The 24884-nt window shown below is 66.3% G+C and carries 29 protein-coding genes; 16 read left to right on the top strand and 13 right to left on the bottom strand.

All coding sequences use genetic code 11. The features are described 5' to 3' along the window. Window positions 1–77: 77 nt before the first annotated feature. The 8 genes from AC1DE3_RS09615 (at window position 78) to AC1DE3_RS09580 (ending at window position 5830) form a co-directional block, all read left to right on the top strand. Entirely contained in the window at window positions 78–551 is a 474-nt protein-coding gene (locus AC1DE3_RS09615) for a RidA family protein (RefSeq protein ID WP_441511378.1), read from the top strand. After that, window positions 551–1327 carry a glycerophosphodiester phosphodiesterase family protein gene (locus AC1DE3_RS09610; protein WP_441511377.1) on the top strand — a complete coding sequence of 259 codons (777 nt, stop codon included), beginning with the start codon at window positions 551–553 and terminating at the stop codon, window positions 1325–1327. Before AC1DE3_RS09615 ends, AC1DE3_RS09610 begins: the two co-directional genes overlap by 1 nt. Further along, the gene (locus AC1DE3_RS09605; RefSeq protein ID WP_441511376.1) at window positions 1324–2562 is read left to right on the top strand and encodes a GNAT family N-acetyltransferase; all 1239 of its coding nucleotides are present in this window, start codon (window positions 1324–1326) and stop codon (window positions 2560–2562) included. Before AC1DE3_RS09610 ends, AC1DE3_RS09605 begins: the two co-directional genes overlap by 4 nt. Then, window positions 2555–3331 (top strand): hypothetical protein, encoded by a 777-nt coding sequence (locus tag AC1DE3_RS09600; protein WP_476779692.1) that lies wholly within the window; start codon window positions 2555–2557, stop codon window positions 3329–3331. Before AC1DE3_RS09605 ends, AC1DE3_RS09600 begins: the two co-directional genes overlap by 8 nt. Before the next feature lie 87 nt (window positions 3332–3418). Further along, a complete protein-coding gene (locus AC1DE3_RS09595) occupies window positions 3419–3847 on the top strand; it encodes an HIT family protein (protein WP_441511374.1) in 429 nt (142 codons plus the stop codon). Between the two features lie 62 nt (window positions 3848–3909). After that, on the top strand, window positions 3910–4380 hold the full coding sequence (locus tag AC1DE3_RS09590; protein WP_441511373.1) for a carboxymuconolactone decarboxylase family protein: 471 nt from the start codon (window positions 3910–3912) through the stop codon (window positions 4378–4380). Window positions 4381–4450: 70 nt separating this feature from the next. Continuing rightward, window positions 4451–4918 carry a carboxymuconolactone decarboxylase family protein gene (locus AC1DE3_RS09585; protein WP_441511372.1) on the top strand — a complete coding sequence of 156 codons (468 nt, stop codon included), beginning with the start codon at window positions 4451–4453 and terminating at the stop codon, window positions 4916–4918. A 21-nt stretch (window positions 4919–4939) separates the two neighbouring features. Beyond that, a complete protein-coding gene (locus tag AC1DE3_RS09580; protein WP_441511371.1) occupies window positions 4940–5830 on the top strand; it encodes a sigma-70 family RNA polymerase sigma factor in 891 nt (296 codons plus the stop codon). Here AC1DE3_RS09580 and AC1DE3_RS09575 read toward each other — a convergent pair. The 5 genes from AC1DE3_RS09575 to clpS all read right to left on the bottom strand — a co-directional run bounded on the left by AC1DE3_RS09575 (window position 5827) and on the right by clpS (window position 10319). Further along, window positions 5827–6189, bottom strand: a complete 363-nt coding sequence (locus tag AC1DE3_RS09575; protein WP_441511370.1) for an AzlD domain-containing protein — start codon at window positions 6187–6189, stop codon at window positions 5827–5829. The two genes, AC1DE3_RS09580 and AC1DE3_RS09575, sit on opposite strands and share 4 nt — an antisense overlap. After that, entirely contained in the window at window positions 6186–6911 is a 726-nt protein-coding gene (locus AC1DE3_RS09570; protein WP_441511369.1) for an AzlC family ABC transporter permease, read from the bottom strand. Before AC1DE3_RS09570 ends, AC1DE3_RS09575 begins: the two co-directional genes overlap by 4 nt. Before the next feature lie 145 nt (window positions 6912–7056). Next, window positions 7057–7344 carry a hypothetical protein gene (locus AC1DE3_RS09565; RefSeq protein WP_441511368.1) on the bottom strand — a complete coding sequence of 96 codons (288 nt, stop codon included), beginning with the start codon at window positions 7342–7344 and terminating at the stop codon, window positions 7057–7059. 7 nt (window positions 7345–7351) lie between these two features. Then, window positions 7352–9880, bottom strand: a complete 2529-nt coding sequence (clpA, locus tag AC1DE3_RS09560; RefSeq protein ID WP_441511367.1) for an ATP-dependent Clp protease ATP-binding subunit ClpA — start codon at window positions 9878–9880, stop codon at window positions 7352–7354. 46 nt (window positions 9881–9926) lie between these two features. After that, window positions 9927–10319, bottom strand: coding sequence for an ATP-dependent Clp protease adapter ClpS (gene clpS / locus AC1DE3_RS09555; protein WP_441511366.1), 393 nt, complete (start codon window positions 10317–10319; stop codon window positions 9927–9929). A 253-nt stretch (window positions 10320–10572) separates the two neighbouring features. On the opposite strand from clpS, the gene kdsA reads away from it, so the two are divergent. Both kdsA and AC1DE3_RS09545 read left to right on the top strand, forming a co-directional pair. Then, a complete protein-coding gene (gene kdsA / locus AC1DE3_RS09550) occupies window positions 10573–11442 on the top strand; it encodes a 3-deoxy-8-phosphooctulonate synthase (RefSeq protein WP_441511365.1) in 870 nt (289 codons plus the stop codon). Next, a complete protein-coding gene (locus tag AC1DE3_RS09545; protein ID WP_441511364.1) occupies window positions 11435–12631 on the top strand; it encodes an MFS transporter in 1197 nt (398 codons plus the stop codon). Before kdsA ends, AC1DE3_RS09545 begins: the two co-directional genes overlap by 8 nt. Window positions 12632–12676: 45 nt before the next feature. Here the strand turns inward: AC1DE3_RS09545 and queF are convergent, their stop codons facing one another. Continuing rightward, window positions 12677–13132 (bottom strand): preQ(1) synthase, encoded by a 456-nt coding sequence (gene queF / locus AC1DE3_RS09540; RefSeq protein WP_441511363.1) that lies wholly within the window; start codon window positions 13130–13132, stop codon window positions 12677–12679. Window positions 13133–13450: 318 nt separating this feature from the next. Here queF and AC1DE3_RS09535 point away from each other — a divergent pair, with 318 nt between their 5' ends. Continuing rightward, window positions 13451–13594, top strand: coding sequence for a hypothetical protein (locus AC1DE3_RS09535; RefSeq protein WP_441511362.1), 144 nt, complete (start codon window positions 13451–13453; stop codon window positions 13592–13594). Window positions 13595–13608: 14 nt separating this feature from the next. Here AC1DE3_RS09535 and AC1DE3_RS09530 read toward each other — a convergent pair whose 3' ends face one another. Then, window positions 13609–13734 carry a hypothetical protein gene (locus AC1DE3_RS09530; RefSeq protein WP_441511361.1) on the bottom strand — a complete coding sequence of 42 codons (126 nt, stop codon included), beginning with the start codon at window positions 13732–13734 and terminating at the stop codon, window positions 13609–13611. A gap of 202 nt (window positions 13735–13936) precedes the next feature. Here AC1DE3_RS09530 and eno point away from each other — a divergent pair, with 202 nt between their 5' ends. Then, entirely contained in the window at window positions 13937–15220 is a 1284-nt protein-coding gene (eno, locus tag AC1DE3_RS09525) for a phosphopyruvate hydratase (RefSeq protein ID WP_441511360.1), read from the top strand. 21 nt (window positions 15221–15241) lie between these two features. Here eno and AC1DE3_RS09520 read toward each other — a convergent pair whose 3' ends face one another. After that, window positions 15242–15862: a hypothetical protein gene (locus AC1DE3_RS09520; RefSeq protein ID WP_441511359.1), complete on the bottom strand. Its 621-nt coding sequence runs from the start codon at window positions 15860–15862 to the stop codon at window positions 15242–15244. 207 nt (window positions 15863–16069) lie between these two features. Between AC1DE3_RS09520 and AC1DE3_RS09515 the strand changes: the two genes are divergently transcribed. After that, window positions 16070–17029, top strand: coding sequence for a DMT family transporter (locus AC1DE3_RS09515; protein WP_441511358.1), 960 nt, complete (start codon window positions 16070–16072; stop codon window positions 17027–17029). On the opposite strand, the gene AC1DE3_RS09510 is transcribed toward AC1DE3_RS09515, so the two are convergent. The 3 genes from AC1DE3_RS09510 to AC1DE3_RS09500 form a co-directional block, all read right to left on the bottom strand. Beyond that, window positions 16973–17758 (bottom strand): hypothetical protein, encoded by a 786-nt coding sequence (locus AC1DE3_RS09510; RefSeq protein ID WP_441511357.1) that lies wholly within the window; start codon window positions 17756–17758, stop codon window positions 16973–16975. The two genes, AC1DE3_RS09515 and AC1DE3_RS09510, sit on opposite strands and share 57 nt — an antisense overlap. After that, window positions 17755–18924: a tRNA guanosine(34) transglycosylase Tgt gene (tgt, locus tag AC1DE3_RS09505; RefSeq protein WP_441511356.1), complete on the bottom strand. Its 1170-nt coding sequence runs from the start codon at window positions 18922–18924 to the stop codon at window positions 17755–17757. The genes AC1DE3_RS09510 and tgt overlap by 4 nt, the downstream gene beginning before the upstream one ends. A 185-nt stretch (window positions 18925–19109) precedes the next feature. Beyond that, the gene (locus AC1DE3_RS09500; protein WP_441511355.1) at window positions 19110–19466 is read right to left on the bottom strand and encodes an ArsC family reductase; all 357 of its coding nucleotides are present in this window, start codon (window positions 19464–19466) and stop codon (window positions 19110–19112) included. A gap of 125 nt (window positions 19467–19591) precedes the next feature. On the opposite strand from AC1DE3_RS09500, the gene AC1DE3_RS09495 reads away from it, so the two are divergent. Beyond that, window positions 19592–20182 carry a phosphoribosyltransferase family protein gene (locus AC1DE3_RS09495; RefSeq protein WP_441511354.1) on the top strand — a complete coding sequence of 197 codons (591 nt, stop codon included), beginning with the start codon at window positions 19592–19594 and terminating at the stop codon, window positions 20180–20182. Between the two features lie 14 nt (window positions 20183–20196). On the opposite strand, the gene AC1DE3_RS09490 is transcribed toward AC1DE3_RS09495, so the two are convergent. Continuing rightward, on the bottom strand, window positions 20197–20901 hold the full coding sequence (locus AC1DE3_RS09490) for a glutathione S-transferase N-terminal domain-containing protein (RefSeq protein ID WP_441511353.1): 705 nt from the start codon (window positions 20899–20901) through the stop codon (window positions 20197–20199). A 339-nt stretch (window positions 20902–21240) separates the two neighbouring features. On the opposite strand from AC1DE3_RS09490, the gene AC1DE3_RS09485 reads away from it, so the two are divergent. Both AC1DE3_RS09485 and AC1DE3_RS09480 read left to right on the top strand, forming a co-directional pair. Further along, the gene (locus AC1DE3_RS09485; RefSeq protein WP_441511352.1) at window positions 21241–22146 is read left to right on the top strand and encodes a LysR family transcriptional regulator; all 906 of its coding nucleotides are present in this window, start codon (window positions 21241–21243) and stop codon (window positions 22144–22146) included. A 162-nt stretch (window positions 22147–22308) separates the two neighbouring features. Next, complete coding sequence (locus AC1DE3_RS09480; protein WP_441511351.1) at window positions 22309–23226, top strand: alpha/beta fold hydrolase; 918 nt, start codon at window positions 22309–22311, stop codon at window positions 23224–23226. A 79-nt stretch (window positions 23227–23305) separates the two neighbouring features. On the opposite strand, the gene guaA is transcribed toward AC1DE3_RS09480, so the two are convergent. Then, window positions 23306–24874, bottom strand: coding sequence for a glutamine-hydrolyzing GMP synthase (gene guaA / locus AC1DE3_RS09475; protein ID WP_441511350.1), 1569 nt, complete (start codon window positions 24872–24874; stop codon window positions 23306–23308). Between the last annotated feature and the right edge of the window lie 10 nt (window positions 24875–24884).

Raw genomic sequence — 24884 nt, 5'->3', positions numbered from 1 at the left:
GTCCGGGCTTCGGTCATGAAAGACCAGTCTCGCAAGACCGGTCGCAAAGACCCTGCCTCGCTCGCGGAGCCGTGCCCATGAACGTCGTCGAATCGCGCCTCGCCGAACTCGGAATTACTCTGCCGAGCCCGGCCGCCCCCGTCGCCAACTACGTCCCCTATGTCGTCACCGGCAATCTGCTGATCATCTCCGGGCAGATCTGCTTCGGGCTCGATGGCAAGCTTTCCGACAAGCATAAGGGCAAGCTCGGCGCCGAGATCTTCAACGAGGCCGGCCTCGAAGCGGCGCGACTCTGCGCCATCAACGTTCTCGCCCAGGCCAAGGCGGCGCTCGATGGCGATCTCGGCCGGATCGTGCGCTGCGTGCGCCTCGGCGGCTTCATCAACGCCGCCCCGCATTTCGCGGCGCTGCCGGCGATCATGAACGGCGCCTCCGATCTGATGGTGGAAGTGCTCGGCGACAACGGCCGCCATGCCCGCTCGACCGTGGGGGTCGCCGAATTGCCGGCCGATGCCGCCGTCGAGGTCGAGGCGATGTTCGAGATCCGCTGATGGCTCAGACTTCCAACACTACCGGCCGGCCCGAACTGGGCTGGCTGGTCGCGCGGCCGATCGCGCATCGCGGCCTGCATGATCTTGCTGCTGGCGTCATCGAGAACAGCCCCTCGGCGGCACAGGCCGCCATCGCCGGCGGCTTCGGCATCGAATGCGACGTCCAGCTCACCGCCGATGGCGAGGCGGTCGTGTTCCACGATTTCGTGCTCGACCGGCTGACGGGTGAGAGCGGTGCCGTCGTCGAACGCAAGGCCGAGGCGCTCTCCGCCATCACGCTCAAGGGCAGCGGCGACCGCATCCCGACCTTGTCGGCCTTCCTCGACCTGATCGGCGGGCGGGTGCCCGTTGTCATCGAGATCAAGAGCCGCTTCGACGGCGATCTGGCGCTGACACGCCGGACGGTCGAGGTCGTCGCCGGCTACCGGGATCATCCGATCGTGATCAAGTCCTTCGATCCCGCGATCGTGACCGCTCTGCGCGAGATTGCGCCGGAGATTCCGCGCGGCATCGTGGCGATGAACGCCTATGATTACGGGGACTACGACAAGCTCTCCCCGGAACGGAAACATGCGCTGGCCAATCTGCTGCATTTCACCGAGAGCCGGCCGCACTTCCTCTCCTGGAAGGTCGCGGATCTGGAGAGCGCCGCGCCCTATCTGTGCCGCAACGCGCTCGGGATGCCGCTCATGAGCTGGACCGTGCGCACGCCGGAAGAGCGGCAGCGCGCTGCCGCCTTTGCGGACCAGATGGTCTTCGAGGGCTTTCGTCCTTGAGCAAAGGCGAAAGCGACGATCTGATCGTTCGCATCGCGCCCTCCCTCAAGGCCGTTCCCGCAGGCGCGTGGAACGCTTGCGCCAATCCCCACGCCTTGCGGGACGCTGTATTGGCGCCCTGCCCCGCCGCTGCAAAAGGCGGCATCGACCGGGACAACCCCTTCGTCAGTCATGAATTCCTGACGGCGCTGGAGGAGAGCGGCTGCACCGGCGGGCGCAGCGGCTGGTCGCCGGCCTATCTCCTTGTCGAGGATGGCGCCGGCCAGCTGCTCGCCGCCGCACCGAGCTTCCTCAAGAGCCATAGCCAGGGCGAATACGTCTTCGACCATGGCTGGGCAGACGCCTATGAACGCGCCGGCGGCCGCTACTACCCCAAGATCCAGGTCGCGGCGCCCTTCACCCCGGCAACGGGGCCGCGCCTTCTTGTTGCCGATGGGCCGCGCGCCGATGAAGCGCGGAAGACGCTGATCGCGGGGCTGGAGGCGCTGCGGGCGCAGACGCAGTCCTCCTCGGTCCATGTCACCTTCGCGCAGGAGCCGGACATCGCCGCGCTGAGGCAGGCCGGCTATCTCGAGCGCGACGACCTGCAGTTCCATTGGCAGAACGAAGGCTTCGGCAGCTATGACGACTTCCTGGCCACACTCGCGTCGCGCAAGCGCAAGGCGCTGAAGCGCGAACGGCGCGAGGCACTCTCGGCCGGCATCACGATCATGGCACTCTCGGGCCGCGAGCTGACCGAAGCGGTCTGGGACGATTTTTTCGCCTTCTACCAGGATACCGGCTCGCGCAAATGGGGCCGGCCCTATCTCAACCGCGCCTTCTTCTCGCGCGTCGGCGCGGCGATGGGCGAGCGCATCGTGCTGATGATGGCGAAGCGCGCGGGCCGCTACATCGCCGGCGCCATCAATTTCCGCGGCGGGAACACCCTCTACGGCCGCAACTGGGGCTGCATCGAGGACCATCCCTTCCTGCATTTCGAGGTCTGCTACCATCAGGCCATCGACTACGCGATTGCGCATGGGCTCGCCCGCGTCGAGGCCGGCGCGCAGGGCGAGCACAAGCTGGCGCGCGGCTATCGGCCGGTCATCACCCACTCCCTGCATCATATCGCCGATCCCGGGCTGCGCCGTCCGGTCGCAGCCTATCTGGCGCAGGAGCGCGAGCAGATCGCCGCCGCGCAGGCCGCGCTGGCAGCGGAAACGCCGTTCCGCAAGACGGGAATGCATGATGACTGAGATGGAGACGTCGGCAGTGGCGGTCGGGCAGCCGATTTTCTGCCTGGATGCCGAGCTCGGCTATCGGCGCAGCCTCACCGACTTCTCCGCGCCGCTCCGGCTGGATGAAAGCTACAGGCTGGCGCATCTGCCGCTGGTCGCTCCGGAGCATCCGGCCGTGATCCCCCGGCGCGAAGGCAAGTTCTATGAGATGGGCCGGCATCCGCGTGTGTTTTCGCTGGTGCTGCCTGTTCATAACGCCGCCCTGCAGGCATCGCCCGCCTTCCGCGCTTTGGAAGGACAGCTCCGGAGCGCCCCTTTCGCCAGCAAGATCGCCTGGGAGATCCTGCCGAAGCGGCGCGACAAGCTGCACGCCACGGTCTGCGGCTCACTCGGAATCGCGGAGCCGCCGACGTTCGCATCGGCTGCGCGCGATGCCCTCGGCCGGATCGAGCCCTTCGCCGTCGAGCTGCGCGGATTGTTCTCCGGCAACGTCAATCGTGGCCGGCTCTATCTTGCCGCCTATCCCGAGAAGCGCAACGGCGCGAACATGCTGCAAGCGGTGCAGGCCGCCTTCGGGCGCCCGCCCGGCGATCTCTGGCTCGTCGGCCTGTACAATCTCAAGGACGATCTCGATGCCGCCGAGACGTCAGCGCTGGCCGACATCGTCGCGCGCTGGTGGGACCGACCGCTGCTGCGCCTTACAGCGAGTGCGCTGCAGGTCATGAGCGCTGGAGACGATCTCGTTCTAGACGGTGCCGTCGAGGAGACTTTGCCGCTGGGCGACTGACGCGGGCAAGATCAGCTTCCGCGGCCTTGACGCCCTCGCGAGCCGGCCACAGGTTCAAGGCTCTGCTTCCAAGCCATCGGAACCGCCATGACCGCCTATGATCCGTCCAACGTCTTCGCCAAGATCCTGCGCGGCGAGCTGCCCTCCCACACCGTCTACGAAGACGCCGAGACGATCGCGATCATGGACATCATGCCACGCGCCGACGGGCATGTGCTGGTGGTCCCGAAGGCGGCCTGCCGCAATGTGTTCGATGCCCCGGCCGAGGTGCTGAAGGCTGTCGCGCTGACGACGCAGAAGCTCTCGCGCGCCGTCAAGACCGCCTTCGCAGCCGAGGGCGTCACCATCCAGCAGTTCAACGAAGCCGCGGGCGGCCAGGTCGTCTTCCATCTCCACGTCCATGTCATGCCGCGCTTCGACGGCGTGGCGCTGCGTCCGCACACCGGCGCGATGGAGAAGAACGAGGTGCTCGCCAGCAATGCCGAGAAAATTCGCGAGGCCCTGAAAAAAATCTGAGGGGGATGTCACAAGGGGCTCGGCTGCCTCGTCTTATCGTCATCCCCCGATGGAGAAAGACCATGAGCCAACGCCTCAACGCCTTCCAGGTCGCCCCCGGCGCGATCGACGCGCTGCTGAAGACGCAAAATTACGTCAATGAAAGCGGGCTGGAGCACAGCCTGCTCGAGCTGGTGAAGATGCGAGCCTCCCAGATCAATGCCTGCGCCTATTGCCTGCACATGCACTCCATGGACGCCCGCAAGGCCGGGGAGAGCGAGGCCCGGCTCTATCTGCTCGACGCCTGGCATGAATCCGATCTCTATACCCCACGCGAGCGCGCTGCCCTGGGCTGGACCGAGGCGCTGACCCGCCTTTCCGAGGCCAGCCCGAGCGACGAGGCTTTCGCGGAACTGCGCGCTCATTTCAGCGAGAAGGAATGCGTCGATCTCTCGCTGTCGATCGCGACGATCAACGCCTGGAACCGGCTCAACGCGGGCTTCCGCTCGCGGCATCCGGCCGATCGCCAGCGCAAGACCGAAGCTGCTGCCTGAGCCGATGCCTCCCCGCGGCCGCACGGCTTCATCCGCCCGGCCGCTATCCCGTCAACTCGCGAGAACCGCCATGAGCAAACGTCTGAACCCCTACACGACCGCTCCCGATATGATGAGGCCGCTGATGGCGCTCGAAGCCACGGTCGCAGATTCCGGCCTCGAACACAGCCTGATCGAGCTGGTGAAGATGCGGGCGTCGCAGATCAATGGCTGCGCCTATTGCCTGCATATGCACTCGGCCGACGCCCGCAAGGCCGGCGAGAGCGAGGCGCGGCTCTATCTGCTGAACGCCTGGCACGAATCCGAACTCTACACCCCGCGTGAGCGCGCCGCGCTGGCCTGGACAGAGGCGCTGACGCTGCTGCCGCAGACCCATGCGCCGGACGCCGATTATGAGGAGACCTTGCGCCATTTCAGCGCGGAGGAGATGGTGAAGCTCACGCTGCTCATCGGCACGATCAATGTCTGGAACCGGGTCGCGGTCGGCTTCCGCTCGCACCATCCGAACGACAGGGCTCCCAAGGTCGAGGCCGCATAGAATCCACGCGCACAGGATTTCATGACGGACGTCACGGCCGCCGGCTTCGAGACCCATCGGTCCTATCTGACCCGCCTCGCCTACCGCATGCTCGGCTCGCTCAGCGACGCGGAGGATGTGGTGCAGGACGCCTGGCTGCGCTGGCACGACTCCGCGCCGGAAGCGCTGGCGAACCCGCGCGCCTGGCTCGGGCGCGTGGTGACGCGGCTCTGCCTCGACCTGATGAAGTCGGCGCGGCACCGGCGCGAGAGCTATGTCGGCGCCTGGCTGCCCGAGCCGCTGATCGAGGAGATCGGCGGCGCCGCCAGCAGTGACGAGGGCCTCGACGTCCCCTATGTCCTCCAGCTCGCGCTGGAGCGGCTGTCCCCGCTGGAACGTGCTGCCTTTCTGCTGCACGACGTGTTCGATCTGCCTTTCCCAGAGATCGCCGAGACCCTCGGGCGCAGCGAGGCGGCCTGCCGGCAGCTCGTCTCACGCGCGCGCCGGCATGCGCAGCAAGCGGGCCCGCGCCATCCGCTCTCTCCCGATGAGGCGCAGCGCTACGCCGTCGCCTTCTTCGAAGCGGCACATAGCACCGACCCTAGCGCCCTGAAGGGCCTGCTCGCGCAGGATGCGGTGCTGCACGGCGATGGCGGCGGCAAGGCGAGCTCGGTGCTCAACCCCATCCTCGGCAGCGAGAAGATCGGCCGCTTCTTCGCCGGGCTTGCCCGCAAACCACAAAAGCAGGGTTTCGTCCCGCGCTACGAGCCGGTGCTGATCAACGGCATGCCCGGATATATCAGCATGGAAACCGACACTGCGCAGGCGGTGGTGCTCGACATCGTCCACGGACAGGTCCAGGCGATCTACGTGATCCGGAACCCGGACAAGCTTAGTCCCGTGAGGGATCGGCTCGAGGCTGGACGAGATTAAGCTGCCCCGGACAGCCAGACCCCGCCGACGAGCACAACCTCACCGACCAGCACGGCCAGCATCATCCGGCGGCGGCTGATGGCCATCACGGCCACGGAAGCAGCGAGCGCGGCGACCCGTACGAACAGCGGCGCATGCGCCAGCACGCCCGGCGGGGAGACCATCAGCTTGGCGACGATGCCCGCGAGCAACGCAGTCGCGACCGCCCTCACCCATTCGAGCAATGGCGAGTCCGCGTCCATCCCGCGCGCGAAGCCGACGGCGAGCCAGCGCCAGATCTCGGTCGGCAGCACCGCGAAAAGCATCAGCGCGAGATAGGGCCAGAGCGGCCCGTCGAGGAAGGCGAGCGGCTGGGTCATCTGGCCGCCTTGCGCTTGCGGCCGATCATGAAGGCGATGCTGCCGGCGATCAGCCCGGCGACGATCAGATCGAAGCCACCACCGATGAAACGTTCGCAGATCGGCGCGAGCGCCAGCCCCAGTACCAACGCGGTGACGTCCCCGCGATGGCGCAGGCCAGCGGTCAGCGAGACCAGAAAGAAGATCGGCGTCAGGCAGAGCAGCCCGGCGGCGAATGGCACCGGCAAGGCGTTCAGCAGATAGTAGCCAGAGAAAGTCCCGACCGCGCTCACCGCCATGCAAGTGTTGGCGAAGCCGAGGAAATAGGCCGCACGCTGGTTCACAGGGATGCCCGGCAAACGGCGCAGTCCTTCGGTCCAGGCGGTCACGGCGACATAATGCGACAGAAAGAGCTGCTGCCAGACGCTCTGGCCGGGCCGGCGCAGCAGCGGCAGGATCGCCATCGTCATCGGCAGGAAACGCAGCGAGGCGAAGGCGATCGCGATCGCGATCGCGCTCCAGGCTGCGCCGGCGGCAATGGAGGCGAAGAACAGCACCTGTGACGGGCCCGCCCAGACGAGGATGGTCGAGAGCACCGCGACATCGACCGGGTAGCCAACGTCGCGGGCGAGCGAGCCGATACCGATCAGCCCGAGGCCGACGATCCAGGCCGGCAGCAGCAGCGCATCGCGCATGCCGGCCAGCGCGACGCGCTGCCAGCTCCAGTCGGCGGATACGCTCATCGGATCATCGCTGCGGGCAGCCTCGGGAAAGCAAACAGCCCGTGCAGAGCGCACGGGCCGTCAATCCCTATGGCTCACCGCAGGAGCCCTCGCCAAGCTGCCGGAAAGGGGAACGGCCCTGCACCATCTGCAAAGCCGCGGCTGCTCAGCCCTTGCCGCCCTTCATCGCCATGGTGAAGAGCTCATTGCCGAAGTCGATCAGCTCCTTGGGAATGCCGCCGACCGCCTGAATGCCGAGATAGATCATATAGATAAACGCCGGCACCAGGATCCAGCCCAGCACCTCCTCGAAGATCTTGCGACGACGCCGGCGGCGGTCGCGCTTCTCGAACCAACCCAGCTTTTCCTTGGCCGGGCGCTGCGGCGCCGGAGCTGCCGTGGGCGTTATGCCTTCGCCGGTTTCGGCGAGGGCTGCTTTCTTGCGTCGGAACAACACGTTCTCAGGCCTTCGTCAGCGGTACTTTCGGAACAGTACGGACCGTGCGACCGGATGTCTTCGGCGGATTGCCGGGATCATTATCCGGTCCGGAGCCCCCCTTGGGGGCCTTGCGCGGCGGCGTCTTCGTCGTCTTGTCGCCGCCAGCTGCCTTGGCACGCGGCTTTGTCGCCCGCTTGGCCGTCGCGGCGGCGACGTCCTTCTCCGGCTTGGGCTTGGCCGGACCGTCCGGGAACTCCAGGCCGAGCACCTTGATGCCGGTCTCCGACTGGACCACCACGACCCGGACCGCGCCACCGTTCTTGAGCCGCCCGAACAGGACTTCATCGGCAAGCGGCGTCTTGATCGTCTGCTGGATGAGGCGGGCCATCGGCCGGGCGCCCATCGCCTCGTCATAGCCGTTCTCGACCAGCCATTCGCGCGCCTCGTCCGAGAGCTCGATGGTAACGTTGCGATCGGCGAGCTGCGCCTCGAGCTGCAGCACGAACTTGTCGACGACGCGGGCGACCACGCTCTTCGGCAGATGGCTGAAGGAGATGGTGGCGTCGAGACGGTTGCGGAACTCAGGTGCGAACAGCTTGTTGATCGCCTCCGTGTCGTCTCCCTCGCGCTTGCTGCGGGTGAAGCCATAGGCGCTCTTGGCGAGGTCGGCGGCGCCGGCATTGGTCGTCATGATCAGGATGACGTTCCTGAAATCGACCTGCTTGCCGTTGTTGTCGGTCAGCTTGCCGTGGTCCATCACCTGCAGAAGGATATTGAACAGATCGGGATGCGCTTTCTCGATCTCGTCCAGGAGCAGCACGCTGTGCGGATGCTGGTCGATCTGGTCGGTCAGCAGGCCGCCCTGATCGAAGCCGACATAGCCGGGAGGCGCGCCGATCAGCCGCGAGACGGTATGGCGCTCCATATATTCCGACATGTCGAAGCGGATCAGCTCGACACCGAGCGACAAAGCGAGCTGGCGCGCCACCTCGGTCTTGCCGACGCCGGTCGGGCCGGCGAAAAGATAGGAGCCGATCGGCTTCTCGCCGTCGCGCAAGCCGGCACGCGCGAGCTTGATCGCGGAGGACAGTGCCTCGATCGCCTTTTCCTGCCCGTAGACGGTGCGCTTCAGCGTATTCTCGAGATTGCGCAGAACCTCGGCATCGTCCTTGGAGACGGTCTTGGCCGGGATGCGCGCCATGACCGCGACCGCGGCCTCGATCTCCTTCACGCCGATGGTCTTCTTGCGCTTGCTCTCGGTCAGCAGCATCTGCGAGGCGCCGGTCTCATCGATGACGTCGATCGCCTTGTCCGGCAGCTTGCGGTCATGGATATAGCGTGCCGAGAGCTCCACCGCCGCCTTGATGGCGTCCTGGGTGTAGCGCAGCTTGTGGAACTCCTCGAAATAGGGCTTGAGGCCCTTCAGGATCTCGATCGTGTCCGGGACCGACGGCTCGTTGACGTCGATCTTCTGGAAACGGCGCACCAGCGCCCGGTCCTTCTCGAAATACTGGCGGTATTCCTTGTAGGTGGTCGAGCCGATGCAGCGCAGCGTGCCGGAGGCGAGCGCGGGCTTGAGCAGGTTCGAGGCGTCCATCGCACCGCCAGAGGTCGCACCGGCACCGATCACCGTGTGGATCTCGTCGATGAACATGATCGCCTTGGGGTGCTGCTCGATCTCCTTCATCACCTGTTTGAGGCGCTCCTCGAAGTCGCCGCGATAGCGCGTGCCGGCGAGCAGCGTGCCCATATCGAGCGAGAAGACGGTCGCGTCCTTCAGCACCTCCGGAACTTCCCCGCGCGTGATCTTCAGGGCGAGGCCCTCGGCGATAGCGGTCTTGCCGACGCCGGGGTCGCCTACCAGGAGCGGATTGTTCTTCTGGCGGCGGCAGAGGATCTGGATGGTGCGCTGCACCTCGGCCTCGCGGCCGATCAGCGGATCGATGCGCCCGTCCTTCGCCTTCCGATTCAGGTTGACGCAATAAGCCTCTAGCGCGCTTTCCTTTTTCTTCTTTTCCTTGTCCTCGGTATTGCCCTGCTCGGAGCGCTGCTCTCGCTGCGGCTCGCCCTCTTCCTCGGAACCGCGGACCGGGCGGCTCTCGCTGGCGCCGGGGCGCTTGGCGATGCCGTGGCTGATGTAGTTGACCGCGTCGTAGCGGGTCATGTCCTGCTCCTGCAGGAAGTAGGCGGCGTGGCTCTCGCGCTCGGCGAACATCGCGACGAGCACATTGGCGCCGGTCACCTCCTCGCGGCCGGACGACTGGACATGGATGACCGCGCGCTGGATCACGCGCTGAAAGCCGGCGGTGGGCTTTGAATCGTCGCGCCCGTCAGTGACGAGATTCGTCAGCTCGGAGTCGATGTAGTCGACGAGGTTGCGCCTGAGCAGGTCGAGATCGACGCTGCAGGCGCGCATGACGGCCGCAGCATCCTGATCATCCACCAGGGCGAGCAGGAGATGTTCGAGAGTGGCGTATTCATGGCGGCGCTCATTGGCGAGAGCCAGAGCCCGGTGAAGCGCCTGTTCGAGACTGCGCGAGAAACTCGGCAAGGGGCGCGCTCCTATCTGTTTCCGGAAGGTGAATTCTGAGCCAAGGCTACTTCTTCTCCATCACGCATTGCAGCGGGTGCATATGCTTGCGCGCCAGATCCATGACGAGCGTAACCTTGGTCTCGGCGACTTCGTAGGTGAAGACGCCGCATTCGCCGACGCCGTTCTGATGCACATGCATCATGATCCGCGTGGCTTCGGCGCGGTCCTTGTTGAAGAACCGCTCCAGAACGTGAACGACGAACTCCATCGGCGTGTAATCGTCGTTCAGCAGCAGCACACGATAAAGATTGGGCTTGCGGGTCCGCGTACGGGTCAGCACGGCGGTGCCGGCGCCATCCTTGGTTCCGTCGGCCGGCGGACCGGCGCGCCGCGGGCGATCGGCCATGGCTTCCGGGCTCGCGCGCCCCGGCAGGCGCCAGGTCGGATCGGCGTGCATTGCTGTCCCCTGGCCTGATTGCATCATTTGCGCCCCGCCATGCCTATCGTATTCCAACCCAAATCGTTCCTGTGTTTCCCACCCGAGATAGTGCTTCGCCTACGAATTTACAGACCTCTCTCCTGCTTCGCCAGTCCGTTCCCGCGAGCTCCATGCAACTCTTCGCGACATGGCCGTCAACCGCCCGCGCCGCTTGACCCGCCCGGTCCCGGCCGGACATAAGCCCCGCGGGCCGCTGGACAAGGACACCACCATGACACCCAACGCCGTCGTCACCATCGGCGAGGAACTCGCCCGGCCCGTGCGCTTCGGCAATGCGTTGCCGCTCGCGCTGATCGCCGGCCCCTGCCAGATGGAAAGCCGTGACCATGCGCTCGAATGCGCGCTGGCGCTGAAGGAAATCGCGGCCGATCTCAATATCGGACTGGTGTTCAAGGCCTCCTTCGACAAGGCGAACCGGACCAGCGTCAGGGGCGCCCGCGGCATGGGCATGAAGGCCGCCCTGCCCGTCTTCGCCGAGATCCGCGAGCGCACCGGCATGCCGGTCCTGACCGACGTGCATGATGCCGGCCAATGCGCCGAGGTCGCGGAGGTCGTCGACGTGCTGCAGATTCCCGCCTTTCTCTGCCGCCAGACCGACCTGCTCGTCGCAGCGGCGCAGACCGGCCGGGTCGTCAACGTCAAGAAGGGCCAGTTCCTGGCCCCCTGGGACATGGTCAACGTCGCCGCGAAGGTGACCGAGAGCGGCAATCCGAACGTCATGCTGACCGAGCGCGGCGCCTCTTTCGGCTACAATACGCTGGTTTCGGACATGCGCGCCCTGCCGACCATGGCCGAGATCGGCGCGCCGGTCATCTTCGACGCCACCCATTCCGTGCAGCAGCCGGGCGGCAAGGGCGCATCGACAGGCGGGCAACGCGAATTCGTGCCGGTGCTATCGCGTGCAGCCGTCGCCGTCGGCGTCGCAGGGCTCTTCATCGAGACCCATCCCGACCCGGATCGCGCGCCGTCCGACGGCCCGAACATGGTCCCTCTCTCCGAATTCCACGATCTGATCGCCGAGTTGCAGGGCTTCGACCGCCTCGCCAAGAACCGCCAGGCGCCAGCCGTCGCTTATGTCTGAACCCGCGCCGGCGTCCAAATCCGATCTGGGCGCCCTGATCCCGGTCCTGGGTCTCTGCGGCTTCGCCTCGACCTTCACCATGCGGCTGATCGACCCGCTGGTCCCGACGCTGGCGGGTGAATTCGGCCAGAGCGTCCACCAGATCGCCTTCATCGCGACCGCCTTTTCCAGCTGCTATGCCCTGGGCCAGCCTTTCCTCGGGCCCATCGCCGACTCGGTCGGCAAGCTGCGCAGCATCTCGGCCTGCCTTGCCGCGCTTTGCGTGCTCTCCATGCTCGCGGCCTTCGCCACCAGTTTCGGGGCCTTGCTTGTGCTGCGTGCGGCAGGCGGCGTGATGGCGGGCGGTGTCATTCCTGCGGCGATGGCGGCCATCGGGGACCGCGCGCCGATGGCGGAGCGGCAGATCATGCTCGGCCGCTTCCTGGTGATCATGATCATCGGGCAGATGGCCGGCGCCACCTTCTCCGGCCTCGTTGCCGACTATATCGGCTGGCGCGCCGTGCTCGTCATCGCGGGCGTGCTCGCGGGCGGCGGCGCGCTCCTGGTGCGGCTTGCACTTAAGCCGCGGCCCGACGCCGCGCGTGCCCGGCTCAGCCTCGCGGGGGCGATCAAGAGCTACAAGGCCGTCTTCGCCAATCCGCGCAGCAAACTGCTCTATCTGCTCGTCCTGCTCGAAGGCTCGCTCGTCTTCGGCTTGTCGCCCTTCATCGCCGCCATCCTGCACGAGCGGTCAAACACCAGCTCCTCACAGGCCGGTCTTGTCATCGGTGCGATGGGGCTCGGCGGGCTCGTCTATGGCGTGCTGACGCGCATCCTGGTCGAACGGGTCGGGCCGCGCCAGATGATGCGCTATGGCGGCCTCGCGGTGGCGCTGGCCTATTTCGCCTTCACCCCGCCAGCGCCATGGTGGACGGCCATCGGCATATTCCTGCTGACAGGTTTCGGCTTTTTCCTGCTACACGGCACGTTCCAGGCACAGGCGACGGAGCTCGCGCCGACGGCGCGCGGCTCGGCGATGGCGCTGTTCGCCTGCTTCTTCTTCATGGGGCACGCCACGGGGCCGCTGGTCATGGGCGCCCTGCTCAATCTCCTCGGAACCCAGCAGGCGCTCATCGTCTTCGGTATCGGGATCGGTGTGCTCGGGCTCGTCACGCCGCGCCTTCTGCCTCCTCTCGGCTCGCGGAGCTGATCGAAGAGCCTGCGCCCGGGGCGGGGCGCAGGTTTCCGGTCCGCTTCAGCGGCCGCGATAGGGCGCGACGCCCTGATCCGGCAGCCAGAGGCCCTTCGGCGGTTCGCCCGTCTGCCAGAACACGTCGATCGGAATGCCCCCGCGCGGATACCAGTAGCCGCCGATGCGGAACCATTCCGGCGCGAGCAGATCGACCAGCGTCTTGCCGATCGAGACGGTGCAGTCCTCGTGGAAGGCGCCGTGGTTGCGGAACGCGCCGAGATAGAGCTTCAGCGATTTCGACTCCACCAGCCACTGGCCCGGCAGATAGTCGATGACGAGGATGCCGAAATCAGGCTGGCCCGTCACCGGGCAGATCGAAGTGAATTCCGGGCAGGTGAAGCGGGTGAGATAGCGCGTGCCGGCATGGGGATTGGGCACGCGGTCGAGCCGCGCTTCTTCGGGCGAGGTCGGCAACGGGCCGCTCTGGCCGAGCTGCAAGGTCGAGGCGTCGATGGCCATGGAAGATGCTCCTCAGGTTTGCCGGAGCCTGTAGCTCATCTTCCGCGGCGGGGGAAAGCCGCGAATGCCACGCGTTCGCCATCGTCGGCCGCTACGAGCGCGTGGCGACGCCCAAAGCCCATGCCTGCTTTTACTCGATCAATATTTATCGAGTTTCCACACGCTTCCTTGCTTCGACAGAAGTCAGACTATACACCTGAGCGACTATTCGGCACCGATCAATACAATTCTATGATAATTGCAGGCATATTGTTTCTGATCGGTTTCTTGATCGGTCTTTCGCACGGATATCCGGCGATCGCGCTCGCGAGCGCGGCCATGACCTTTGGGATCTTCCCCTTCTGGCTCTTCCGTGGAGAGCTAGCCCTGTTCAGCGTCCTCGTCTGGATCGGCTATCTCTTCGCCCTGCAGAGCGGCTTCATGCTGGGCAGCTATCTCGGCATGTCCAACGACGAAGGCTAGGTCTTTCGGCCGGCCTACCAGAACCAGACGGGCCGCCCGGCAAAGGCGCACAGCCCGGCCCACCACAGGATCGTCAGGCCGCACCAGAACAGGACAGCGAGCAGGGACGGTCTGCGGCGGCTCGTCAGATTCTGGAACATGTTCGCTTCTCAAAGGAAAACGGGGCGGCATTCGTCCGGTTCTCCGCAACCTGCGCGCCAGCGCCGAATTCATATGCGCGGCCTTGCGAGCCACGACCGGACATCGATCGCTTGAAGCACCCGGATGCGGATCGGGGCTTTCGCGACGGCAGGCGGTTGGCTAGAAGCGCCTCACCCTTCCTCGTCCTCTCCGGAGCCTGCCATGACCGCGATCATCGACATCATCGGACGCCAGATCCTCGACTCCCGCGGCAACCCGACGGTCGAGGTCGATGTCGTGCTCGAAGACGGCTCGATGGGCCGCGCCGCCGTTCCTTCCGGCGCCTCGACCGGCGCGCATGAGGCGGTCGAGCTGCGCGACGGCGACAAGAGCCGCTATCTCGGCAAGGGTGTGCTCAAGGCCGTGGAGTCGGTGAACGTCGCCATCGCCGAGGCGATCGTCGCGATGGACGCAGAAGACCAGACCGCCATCGACCAGACGATGATCGAGCTCGACGGCACGCCCAACAAGGCAAAGCTCGGCGCCAACGCCATCCTCGGCGTCTCGCTCGCCGTCGCCAAGGCCGCGGCGGAAGCCTCGGGCCTGCCGCTCTATCGCTATGTCGGCGGCACCTCGGCCCGTGTCCTGCCCGTGCCGATGATGAACATCGTCAATGGCGGCGCCCATGCCGACAACCCGATCGACTTCCAGGAATTCATGATCATGCCGGTCGGCGCAGAATCCTTCGCCGAAGGCCTGCGCATGGGCGCGGAGATCTTCCACACGCTGAAGAAGAAGCTGCACGACGCCGGCCACAATACCAATGTCGGCGACGAAGGCGGCTTCGCGCCGAACATCAAATCGGCGGAAGCCGCGCTCGATTTCGTCATGCAGGCGATCGAAGCCGCTGGCTATCGCCCGGGCGAGGACGTGGCGCTGGCGCTCGACTGCGCCGCGACCGAGTTCTTCAAGGACGGCGCCTATGTCTATGAGGGCGAACGCAAGACGCGCGATCCCAAGGCCCAGGCCAAGTATCTCGCCAAGCTCGTCGGCAACTACCCGATCGTCTCGATCGAGGACGGCATGTCCGAGGACGACTGGGAGGGTTGGAAGGCGCTGACCGATCTCGTCGGTTCCAAGTGCCAGCTCGTGGGTGACGACCTGTTCGTCACCAATGTCGAGCGGCTGTCGCAGGGCATCAAGGGCAAGACGGCCAACTCGATCCTGGTCAAGGTCAACCAGATCGGCTCGCTGACCGAGACGCTCGCCGCCGTCGATATGGCGCAGCGCGCCGGCTACACCGCGGTGATGTCGCACCGCTCGGGCGAGACCGAGGATTCGACCATCGCCGACCTCGCGGTGGCGACCAATTGCGGGCAGATCAAGACCGGCTCGCTCGCCCGTTCCGACCGGACGGCGAAGTACAACCAGTTGCTGCGCATCGAAGAGGAGCTGGGCGCGCAGGCGATCTATGCCGGCCGCAGTGCGCTGAAGGCGCTGGCCTGATCGAGGCCTCGGCTGCCGCGCTCACCAGCGCGGCAGCAGGCTCACCGCCTGGGAGAGCCCCCAGACACCGGCCGCCTGCACGCTGCCGGCAGCGCCCGATACAGCGTCGGAGACTTTGGTCGCCGGCGCCACCACGAAGCGGCTCCAGGAAATATCGCGGGCCCCCTCGCTCGCCTGCGCCGTTTCGATTGCGGACGCCGCAGCCGGAGGCAGGATCACGAGCGGGGTTGCGACAACGACAGTGCGGTCCGACGCCGAAGCGGTTCGCCGCGCCGGGGGGGACGGCTTCACCTTCACCAGCACCTCCGAGCGCGGTTTGCCGAGCTCTGCAAATTGCGGCGGCGCCCATTCGCTGCGCTCCGGCCAGGTCACCGACATCGGCATCGCCAGGGCGGCCGGCGTGACCTGCGGCATGGCCGCGAAACCCTCGTCCGCTACGCCATCCGCGCCGTCCAATCGATCGCTGATCTTCCCGTCCCGCAGCAACGCCAGCTTCGGCAACAGCGCCTGTTCGACCGGGGCATGCGTTGCCCCGTGGCGCGGGATTGCGCCCGACAACAGGCCGGGCAGCGTCGCGAGCACCGCTGTCGCCGTGGCTATGCCGAGTGACAGCAGGAGGTGGTGGCCGAGGCGGCTCGCCATGGCGGCTGGCCTCGGGGAATAGCGGTTGCCGGGCATCGGCGGTCACTCCGGTGGCTGGCCCATCTTGATAGCGCGGGACAAGGAAGCCGATGTGCCTAGGCGCCAGAAGGGCCGAAAGGCGGCGCAATTGCGGTCGGTCGCCGCACGCGCGGGCGCCATGCGCGCCGGCCCGTAACCCGCCAAGCCACCCGGCGCTAGACAGGGGCAATGGACCAGATCACGCCCGCAGCCATGCTCGAGACGGATGCCAAAACGCGTCGTCGGAAGCGTTTGGCGGCACTGGGCATGCTGCTGGCCGTGCTGATCTACGGTTCGAATTTCGTCATCAGCCGCCATGCCGTGCTGAACGGGCTGACCCAGCATGATCTGATGGCGCTGCGCTTCGCCATCGCGGGCCTGCTGCTCCTGCCGGTCTTCCTGCGTCCAGGCCTGACCCGCTGTGGCGGCGTGGGCTGGAAGCGCGGCTTCTGGCTGACGCTGAGCAGCGGCTTCCCGATGACGTACCTGATGCTGACGGGTCTCACGATGGCGCCGGCGGCGCATGGCGCGACGATCGGGCCGGGCACGGTGACGATGATCGGCATCATCGGTTCGGTCGCGCTGTTCGGCGCCGCCCTCACCGGCCGCCTCATGATCGGCGTCGCCGGCGTGCTGGCCGGCCTGCTCTGCCTCGGCATCGCCGGCAGCGCAGGCGCGAACGCCATGACGCTGCGCGGCGATCTGTGTTTCCTCGGCGTCGGCCTGCTCTGGGGCTTCTATCCCCTGCTGATCCAGCTCTGGCAGGTCGACGGGCTGAGGGCGACGGCCATAGTCTCGGTGCTGTCGCTGGTCTATCTGCCGATCTATTTCCTGTTCTATTTCCGCGGCTTCGACGTGGCGCCCTGGTGGGTTCTCGCCCTGCACGGGTTCAACCAGGGCGTTCTCAACGTCATCGTCGGCCTGTGGATCTGGGGCTGGGCGGCGCATGTGCTGGGGCCTGCGGTCGTCGGGCGCTTCCCGCCGCTGATCCCGGTCACAGGTACGCTGCTTGCGATCCCGGTGCTGGGCGAGATCCCCTCCTCGCTGCAGCTCGTCGGCATCATGCTGATCATCGCCGGCCTGTTCGTCGCCTCATGGCGCAAGCCGGCGCGCAAGGCCGGTCAGGAACAGGTTCCAGCCAACCGTTAAGACGAGTCCCGACGCAAGCGCCGTCCATGTGCCGAACGGCACCGCCAGCAGGTGCACGACGGCGAGCCCCAGCCCCGTGCCGAGCAGCCCAAGCGCCCCGTTGCCGATCACCGCGGCGGTAGCCTTCCCGCCGATGCGGGGATGCAGGATGACGATCAGGCTCGACAGGACGATGGGCAAACCGGCAAGGACACCGGACCAGAGCGGCCCGACCCGGTCGCTCGCAGCCGTGACGGCTCCCGCCAGCAGCGCAACGCAGCCGGCCCTGATCGGAATGGCAAAGCGCGAGAGCGCGATGGGCCCGGTCGTGCGGACAGAGAGATAGGACCGCACCAGCAGATGCACCACGCAGAAGGCAAGCACGGTCAGGCCGGCGAGCGGCAGCACCGGCAGGGCCAGGCTGCGCACGCCGACCAGCACGAGGACCCAGACGGCCCCGGCGGTCACGAGCGAGGGCAGCATCGTCAGATGCTGAGCCAGGAGCACATAGCTGAGGATGAAAGCGGCATGGGTGACATTGGCATTCATCGTGCCCAGCGCGCTGGCGGCAATGAAAGCCGCATCGTGATCGAGCGCGAGGAAAACGAGCACCGGCCCGAGCGAGATCGGCAGCGTCGCGATCATCGCGGCGACCAGCGGCCCGGTGCGCTCGGCCAGAAGAGAACATCCGACCACCACCGAAGCGGCGATCGCCATCTTGATCGGCAGAAGAGCGAGGCCTGCGCTCAAGCCGGCTCGCCCCGCTCCCAGCCTTCCTTGGTCTCGGCGACGAAATCGTCGAGGCGGCCGGCGGCGATGGCGGCGCGCAGGCCCGCCATCAGATCCTGATAATAGGCGAGGTTCACCCAGGTCAGCAGCATCTTGCCGAGCATCTCCTCGGCCTTGACGAGATGATGCAGATAGGCGCGCGACCAGCTATTGGCGGCCGGGCAGGAGGATTGCTCGTCGACCGGCCTCGGGTCCTCGGCGTGCTTGGCGTTCTTGAGGTTCATCCGGCCGAAGCGCGTGAAGATCTGGCCGTGGCGTCCGGCGCGGGTCGGCATCACGCAGTCGAACATGTCGATACCGCGTGCGACCGACTGGACGATGTCGTCCGGCGTCCCCACGCCCATCAGATAGCGCGGCTTCTCCTGCGGCAGGTGCGGCTCGACCGTCTCGATCATCGCCAGCATCACGTCCTGCGGCTCGCCCACGGCCAACCCGCCGACCGCATAGCCCTTGAGGTCCATGGCGGCGAGCGAACGCGCGCTCTCGACGCGCAGATGCGGCACGTCCCCGCCCTGCACGATGCCGAACAACGCGCGCCCCGGATGATCTCCGAACGCGACCTTGCAGCGCTCGGCCCAACGCAAAGACAGGCGCATCGCCTTCTCCGCAACCCTCTCCTCGCAAGGCAGCGCGACACATTCGTCGAGCTGCATCACGATGTCGGAGCCGAGCAGGTTCTGGATCTCGACCGAGCGCTCCGGTGTCAGCACATGCTTCGAGCCGTCGATATGCGACCGGAAGGTCACGCCCTCCTCGGTCAATTTCCGGAGCTGCGACAGCGACATCACCTGGAAGCCGCCGGAGTCGGTCAGGATCGGGTGCGGCCAGTTCATGAATTTGTGCAGGCCGCCGAGCTTCGCGACACGCTCGGCGCCCGGGCGGAGCATGAGGTGATAGGTGTTGCCGAGCACGACATCGGCGCCGAGCGCCCTGACCTGCTCGGGATACATGCCCTTGACGGTGGCGGCGGTACCGACCGGCATGAAGGCAGGCGTGCGAATGACGCCACGCGGCATGCTGATCGCGCCGGTGCGGGCGGCGCCGTCGCGGGCCGCGACATGGAAGGTGAACTCCGTGGCGGCGGGTTCCGGCGCCTGCGGGTCGATGATCTTGGGCTGAATGGTCATGGGCCGCGAGGTAGAGCAGCGCGGGGATTTAGGGAAGAGCTACGCGCGCCGGGCGGCGGTCTCTCGCCGTCATGCTCGGGCTTGACCCGAGCATCTCATGACCCGAGAGCTCCCTGAGCCCTTTTCGGCAAGAGGTCTCGGATCGGCGCTCCGCGCCGCCCGAGAATGACGGCAGCCGGGAAGACTCACCCCTTCGCCAGCGCCGCCTCGTAGATATCGGGCTTGAAGCCGACGATCGTCTTGCCCTTGCCGAGATCGAGCACCGGGCGCTTGATCATCGAGGGCTGCGCCAGCATCAGCGCGACGGCCTTGGTCGCATCGAGCCCCTGCTTTTCAGCATCGGGCAACGCACGAAAGGTCGTGCCGGCGCGGTTCAGCACCGTCTCCCAGCCATGCTCCTTCACCCAGCGCTCGAGCGAGGCCTTGTCGATCCCGCTCGCCTTGTAGTCGTGGAAGGCGTGCGGAGCGCCATGGCCGTCCAGCCAGCTGCGCGCCTTCTTCATCGTGTCGCAGTTCTTGATGCCGTAGATGGTGATCGTCATGCCTTCGTCCGGACTCTGTGAAACATCGCTGCATGTGCCCCCCGCCAGTCATCGCGGTTTGTCATCGGCGCTGCAAGCAGGCATGACATGGCGGGCAACGTCGTCTGATACCGGCAGGAGATAGCATGGATACCGTCTCGGCCTGCGCGCAGAAGACGCCGGCTCCGCCTGCTTTTCCCCATCGCCGCTGGAAGGACCATCCGGTCGCCGGCATCGATTTTCCGGATGCGACGACCTTCACCTGCGACGGCCGCTGGATGAAGACAGCCTGCGACGCGCTCGCAGACCGTCTTGGCGGGGAAACCGATCTTCTTGCCGGGATCGACATCGGCGGTCTCGGTTTTGCGGGCGCGCTGGCGCTGCGCAACGGCCTCGGCTTCATCGACATCCGCAAGGTCGGCTCGATCCGTGCCGACGTCGTCCGCAGCCTCGCCGCCAATTATGAACTCGGCAATGGTGTCGCCCTGTCGAAAGGCCATCGGCTCGACGGGCGCAACGTCACCATCATCGACGACTGCCTCATTTCGGGCGGGACCGTGCTGGCGACGGCGCAGTTGTTGCGCCGTCTGGGTGCGCGCTGCGCGCAAGCGCTCTTCGTCTTCGAGCTCGAAGGGCTGGGCGGCCGCGAGCGGCTGGCCCAGGGCGGCATCTCGGTGCACGCCCTGGAAAGGCTGGCGTCAGTTCAGCCCGCATCGGCCTCCAGCGAGAGCTCCTGAAGACTGGGCGCAGCTCAAGGGCGCTTGGGGCTGTCGAGGCCGCGCTGCACGGCTGGCCGCGACAGGCAACGCTCCAGCCAGATCGGCACATGCGTCAGGCTGGCGTAGTCGACGAGCTCGCCGGCGCCGTAGAAGCCGACGAGATTGCGCACCCAGCCGAGCATGGAGATGTCGGCGATGGTATATTCGTCGCCCATGACCCAGGTGCGGGTTGCGAACCTGTCCTCCAGCACGCCGAGCAGGCGCTTGCTTTCATTGGCGTAGCGGTCGCGCGGGCGCTTGTCCTCGTATTCGCGGCCGGCGAATTTATGGAAGAAGCCGAGCTGGCCGAACATCGGGCCGATCGCCGCCATCTGGAAGAACACCCACTGGATGGTCTCGTAGCGCTGCGCCGGCTCCCTGGGCAGGAGCCTGCCGGTCTTCTCGGCGAGGTAGAGCAGGATCGCGCCCGATTCCCACAGGCCAAGCGGCTTTCCGTCCGGCCCGTTCGGATCGATGATCGCGGGAATCTTGCCGTTCGGATTGAGCGAGAGGAATTCCGGGCCCCAGGTCTCGTTCTTGCCGATGTCGATGAGATGCGGCTCGTAAGGCAGCTCCAGCTCCTCGAGCGTGATCGAAACCTTCACGCCGTTCGGCGTCGGCAGCGAATAGAGCTGGATGCGGTCGGGGTGGCTGGCGGGCCAGCGCTTGGTGATCGGGAAAGCGGAGAGATCGGCCATCGGGGGCTCCGGTTGAATCGGGAGAGCTTCGGCGCAGGACGATAGAGCCGGACGCGCCCAAAGCAACGGGCTAGCATCGCGGCTCGCGCAAAGGCGATTTGCGCAGCTGCCCGCAACATCATGTGGACCGACAGCGCTGCGGGGTCCGAAGCTCATCGTCACGCCGCGCGTGGGGTACGACGGCATCACCGGCATAGGCGGGCAGCATTTGCGCCTCGCTTTCCACCCGATGCGGGTGCCATGTCCTCGCCATTGACCTTTCGCTGCCTGCGATCTGGCGCGGGCGGCAGGTCCCGCTTATGCTCCGCGGATTGGCCGATTTTCCGGATAGCTCGAACAATGAAGCTGGACGGCATCGCGAGCTTCGTGGCGGTCGCCGAGGAAGGCTCGATCAGCGAGGCGGCGCGCCGGCTCAGCCTGTCGAAATCGGTGATCAGCGAGAGGCTCGCGGAGCTGGAACGCGGCCTCGGAGCAACTCTGCTGCATCGCACAACGCGCAGGATGTCGGTGACTGAGGACGGCCTTGCGTTCCTCGAGCGCGCGAGGCGCATTCTGCGCGAAGTATCGGATGCGACGACGGATCTCGCCGAGCGCCGCGGGGCGCTCAGCGGTCCGATGCGGATCGCGGCGCCGGTTACCTTCGGGCGGATGCATCTGGGCCCGGCGCTCTACCCTTTTCTCGCCGCCAATCCCGGAATCGAGCTGACGCTCGACCTTGACGACCGGCGAGTCGATATCGCCTCGGGCGTCTATGACGGCGTGGTGCGCCACGGAGCTATCGCAGATTCCCGCCTGATGATCTGGCGTCTGGCGCCGAGCCGCCGGATGCTGGTCGCATCGGCCGCGTATCTCGCGCGCTGCGGCGTCCCTGCGACCACGGCGGAGCTCCATGCACACAAGGGCATCTTCTACACGAACCGCGGCGCGTCGGACTGGCGCTTCGCAACGCCGCAAGGACTCGAGATCGTGCGCGCAGCGTTCGGGCTCCGGGTGAACAATGGCGACATGATGCGCGACGCTGCCCTCGCCGGTCTCGGCATTGCGTTGTTGCCCCTCTTCATCGCCGGGCCGGATATCCGCCAGGGCCGGCTTCAGATCATCGATGTCGGCGTCCTGCCGGTGTCGGAATTCATCTATCTCGCGCACCCAGAAGGTCGCCGGCCCTCCGCGAAGCTGCGCGCGGTCGCGGCCCATCTGCACGCCACATTCGGCGAGCCGCCCTATTGGGAAGATGGCGTGCCTTGACACCATGGCCGCGAACCGAAGCACAATTGTTCGGCTTTCACGGAAATTAGGACCGCTTTTGGCAGGCTAATCCGGACGCGGTCCCAGCCTTAATTGAAACGAGCCAACGGGGCTGAAAGCGACGGTCGCAGGGACCGCCCTCCCGATCGGTGGGAGAATATGATGCTGAAGTTCGTCCTGGCTCTCGGAGCCCTCGCCTTCGCCGCGCCTGCGACCGCGCAGGTTCCGGCCTTCCCAGCCTCATTCGCGACGCAGGAGATTCAGACCAATGGCGCAACGATCCATGTCCGGGTCGGTGGCACGGGACCAGCCGTCGTTCTGATCCACGGCTATGGCGAGACCGGTGACATGTGGGCGCCTATGGCGGCTGACCTCGCCCGCGACCACACCGTGGTCGTGCCCGATCTGCGCGGGCTCGGGCTCTCGTCGAAGCCGCAATCAGGCTACGACAAGCTGACGCAGGCCGGTGACGTGGCCGGCGTCCTCGACAACCTCAAGATCGAACGCGCCGATCTGGTGACGCATGACATCGGAAACATGGTCGGATTTGCCTTCGCCACGCAGCAGCCGCAGCGTGTCCGCCGCTTCGCCATCATCGACGCGCCGGTGCCGGGTGTCGGCCCCTGGGACGAGATCCTCAAGAACCCCCTGCTCTGGCATTTTCGCTTCGGCGGCCCGGATATGGAGCGGTTGGTGGCCGGGCGCGAGCGCATCTACCTCGACCGCTTCTGGAACGAGTTTTCGGCAACGCCCAGCCGCTTCACCGAAGCCTCGCGCGAGCATTATGCCAAGCTCTATGCCCTGCCCGGCGCGATGCATGCGGGCTTCGCGCAGTTCGCCGCATTCGATCAGGACGCGATCGACAACCGGAAGTATCTCGCCGCGGGCGGAAAGCTCACAATGCCTGTTCTGGCGATCGGCGGCGAGAAGTCCTTTGGCCCGACGATGGCCGTCGTGATGCGCGCCGCGGCGACCGACGTGACCGAGGGCATCGTGCCGGATTCAGGGCACTGGATCATGGAGGAGAACCCGCAAACCACGACCCGGATGATCCGCGCCTTCCTCGACAAGACGCCCTGAGGCGTATCCGGATCGAACTCCGCGGCAAAGGAGCAACAAGGCGAGCCGCGGGGCCTGCCCTTGTCCCGCTAGGCCCAGATCACTCCCATTCGATCGTGCCGGGGGGCTTGCTCGTCACGTCGTAGACGACGCGGTTGATGCCCTTGACCTCGTTGATGATGCGGGTCGCGGCGCGCCCGAGGAAGTTCATGTCGAAGGGATAGAAATCCGCCGTCATGCCGTCGACCGAGGTCACGGCGCGCAGCGCGCAGACATGGTCATAGGTGCGGTAATCGCCCATCACGCCGACGGTGCGGACCGGCAGGAGTACGGCGAAGGCCTGCCAGATCACATCGTACAAGCCGGCCTTGCGGATTTCGTCGAGATAGATCGCGTCCGCCTTGCGCAGGATGTCGAGCTTCTCCTTGGTGATCTCTCCGGGGCAGCGAATGGCGAGGCCCGGCCCCGGGAAGGGATGGCGGCCGACGAAGGCCTCGGGCAGGCCGAGCTCGCGGCCGAGAACGCGAACCTCATCCTTGAAGAGCTCGCGCAGCGGCTCGACGAGCTTCATCTTCATGCGCTCGGGCAGGCCGCCGACATTGTGATGGCTCTTGATCGTCACCGAGGGGCCGCCGGAGAAGGAGACGCTCTCGATCACGTCCGGGTAGAGCGTGCCCTGCGCTAGGAAATCGGCGCCGCCGATCTTGGCGGCCTCGGCATCGAAGACGTCGATGAAGAGCCGGCCGATGGTCTTGCGCTTGGCTTCCGGATCGGGACCGACCTTCTCCAGCTCAGAGAGGAAAAGCTCCTCCGCCTCAACATGGACGAGCGGAATATTGTAGTGATCCCTGAAAAGGCGAACGACCTCTTCGGCCTCGTTCATCCGCATCAGGCCGTGATCGACGAAGACGCAGGTGAGCTGGTCGCCGATCGCCTCATGGATCAGCACCGCCGCCACCGCCGAGTCGACGCCGCCGGAAAGCCCGCAGATGACGCGGCCGGTGCCGACCTGCTCGCGGATCTTCTTTTGCATCTCGGCGCGATAGGCCGACATGCTCCAGTCCGGCTTGCAGCCGCAGATCTCGACGACGAAATTCCGCAGCAGCTTGCCGCCGTCGGGGGTGTGGACCACCTCGGGGTGGAACATCGTGGTGTAGAAGCGCCTGACCTCGTCGCTCGCCACGGCATAAGGGGCGTTCTCGGAGGTCGCCTTGACGGTGAACCCGGCGGGAAGTTGTGTCACCCGGTCGCCATGGCTCATCCAGACCGGATAGCGACCGCCCTCTTCCCAGACGCCTTCGAACAGTGCTGAAGGGGTGACGATCTCGACATCGGCGCGGCCGAACTCGGCAGCGTGCCCGCCCTCGACCTTGCCGCCGAGCTGGTGCGCCATGGTCTGCTGGCCGTAGCAGATGCCCATGAGCGGGATTTTGGCCGAGAAGACCGCTTCGGGAGCTCGCGGGCTCCCCTCGTCCGGCACCGAAGCGGGGCCGCCGGAGAAGATCACGCCCTTCGGCTTCATGCGGGCAAAGGCCTCGGAAGCGGACTGGAACGGGGCGATCTCGCAGTAGACGCCGATCTCACGGATGCGCCGCGCGATCAGCTGCGTCACCTGCGAGCCGAAATCGATGATGAGAATGGAGTCGTGATGGGGCTGAGCGCTCGTCATCGCGTTCCGT

The organism is Allobosea sp. 10L417 (assembly GCF_056395485.1).
The sequence above is the reverse complement of the archived record's forward strand: the minus strand, read 5'-3'. Positions and strand labels throughout refer to the sequence as shown.

Coding starts and splice junctions, on each gene's coding strand:
- AC1DE3_RS09520 (WP_441511359.1), bottom strand. CDS start 15,862: ATGGCGAGCCGCCTCGGCCACCACCTCCTGCTGTCACTCGGCATAGCC.
- AC1DE3_RS09595 (WP_441511374.1), top strand. CDS start 3,419: ATGACCGCCTATGATCCGTCCAACGTCTTCGCCAAGATCCTGCGCGGC.
- AC1DE3_RS09600 (WP_476779692.1), top strand. CDS start 2,555: ATGACTGAGATGGAGACGTCGGCAGTGGCGGTCGGGCAGCCGATTTTC.
- AC1DE3_RS09495 (WP_441511354.1), top strand. CDS start 19,592: ATGGATACCGTCTCGGCCTGCGCGCAGAAGACGCCGGCTCCGCCTGCT.
- clpS (WP_441511366.1), bottom strand. CDS start 10,319: ATGCACGCCGATCCGACCTGGCGCCTGCCGGGGCGCGCGAGCCCGGAA.
- AC1DE3_RS09485 (WP_441511352.1), top strand. CDS start 21,241: ATGAAGCTGGACGGCATCGCGAGCTTCGTGGCGGTCGCCGAGGAAGGC.
- AC1DE3_RS09590 (WP_441511373.1), top strand. CDS start 3,910: ATGAGCCAACGCCTCAACGCCTTCCAGGTCGCCCCCGGCGCGATCGAC.
- tgt (WP_441511356.1), bottom strand. CDS start 18,924: ATGACCATTCAGCCCAAGATCATCGACCCGCAGGCGCCGGAACCCGCC.
- AC1DE3_RS09480 (WP_441511351.1), top strand. CDS start 22,309: ATGCTGAAGTTCGTCCTGGCTCTCGGAGCCCTCGCCTTCGCCGCGCCT.
- AC1DE3_RS09530 (WP_441511361.1), bottom strand. CDS start 13,734: ATGTTCCAGAATCTGACGAGCCGCCGCAGACCGTCCCTGCTCGCTGTC.
- AC1DE3_RS09610 (WP_441511377.1), top strand. CDS start 551: ATGGCTCAGACTTCCAACACTACCGGCCGGCCCGAACTGGGCTGGCTG.
- AC1DE3_RS09515 (WP_441511358.1), top strand. CDS start 16,070: ATGGACCAGATCACGCCCGCAGCCATGCTCGAGACGGATGCCAAAACG.
- AC1DE3_RS09580 (WP_441511371.1), top strand. CDS start 4,940: ATGACGGACGTCACGGCCGCCGGCTTCGAGACCCATCGGTCCTATCTG.
- eno (WP_441511360.1), top strand. CDS start 13,937: ATGACCGCGATCATCGACATCATCGGACGCCAGATCCTCGACTCCCGC.
- AC1DE3_RS09585 (WP_441511372.1), top strand. CDS start 4,451: ATGAGCAAACGTCTGAACCCCTACACGACCGCTCCCGATATGATGAGG.
- AC1DE3_RS09575 (WP_441511370.1), bottom strand. CDS start 6,189: ATGACCCAGCCGCTCGCCTTCCTCGACGGGCCGCTCTGGCCCTATCTC.
- AC1DE3_RS09545 (WP_441511364.1), top strand. CDS start 11,435: ATGTCTGAACCCGCGCCGGCGTCCAAATCCGATCTGGGCGCCCTGATC.
- AC1DE3_RS09570 (WP_441511369.1), bottom strand. CDS start 6,911: ATGAGCGTATCCGCCGACTGGAGCTGGCAGCGCGTCGCGCTGGCCGGC.
- kdsA (WP_441511365.1), top strand. CDS start 10,573: ATGACACCCAACGCCGTCGTCACCATCGGCGAGGAACTCGCCCGGCCC.
- AC1DE3_RS09500 (WP_441511355.1), bottom strand. CDS start 19,466: ATGACGATCACCATCTACGGCATCAAGAACTGCGACACGATGAAGAAG.
- AC1DE3_RS09490 (WP_441511353.1), bottom strand. CDS start 20,901: ATGGCCGATCTCTCCGCTTTCCCGATCACCAAGCGCTGGCCCGCCAGC.
- AC1DE3_RS09535 (WP_441511362.1), top strand. CDS start 13,451: ATGACCTTTGGGATCTTCCCCTTCTGGCTCTTCCGTGGAGAGCTAGCC.
- guaA (WP_441511350.1), bottom strand. CDS start 24,874: ATGACGAGCGCTCAGCCCCATCACGACTCCATTCTCATCATCGATTTC.
- queF (WP_441511363.1), bottom strand. CDS start 13,132: ATGGCCATCGACGCCTCGACCTTGCAGCTCGGCCAGAGCGGCCCGTTG.
- AC1DE3_RS09615 (WP_441511378.1), top strand. CDS start 78: ATGAACGTCGTCGAATCGCGCCTCGCCGAACTCGGAATTACTCTGCCG.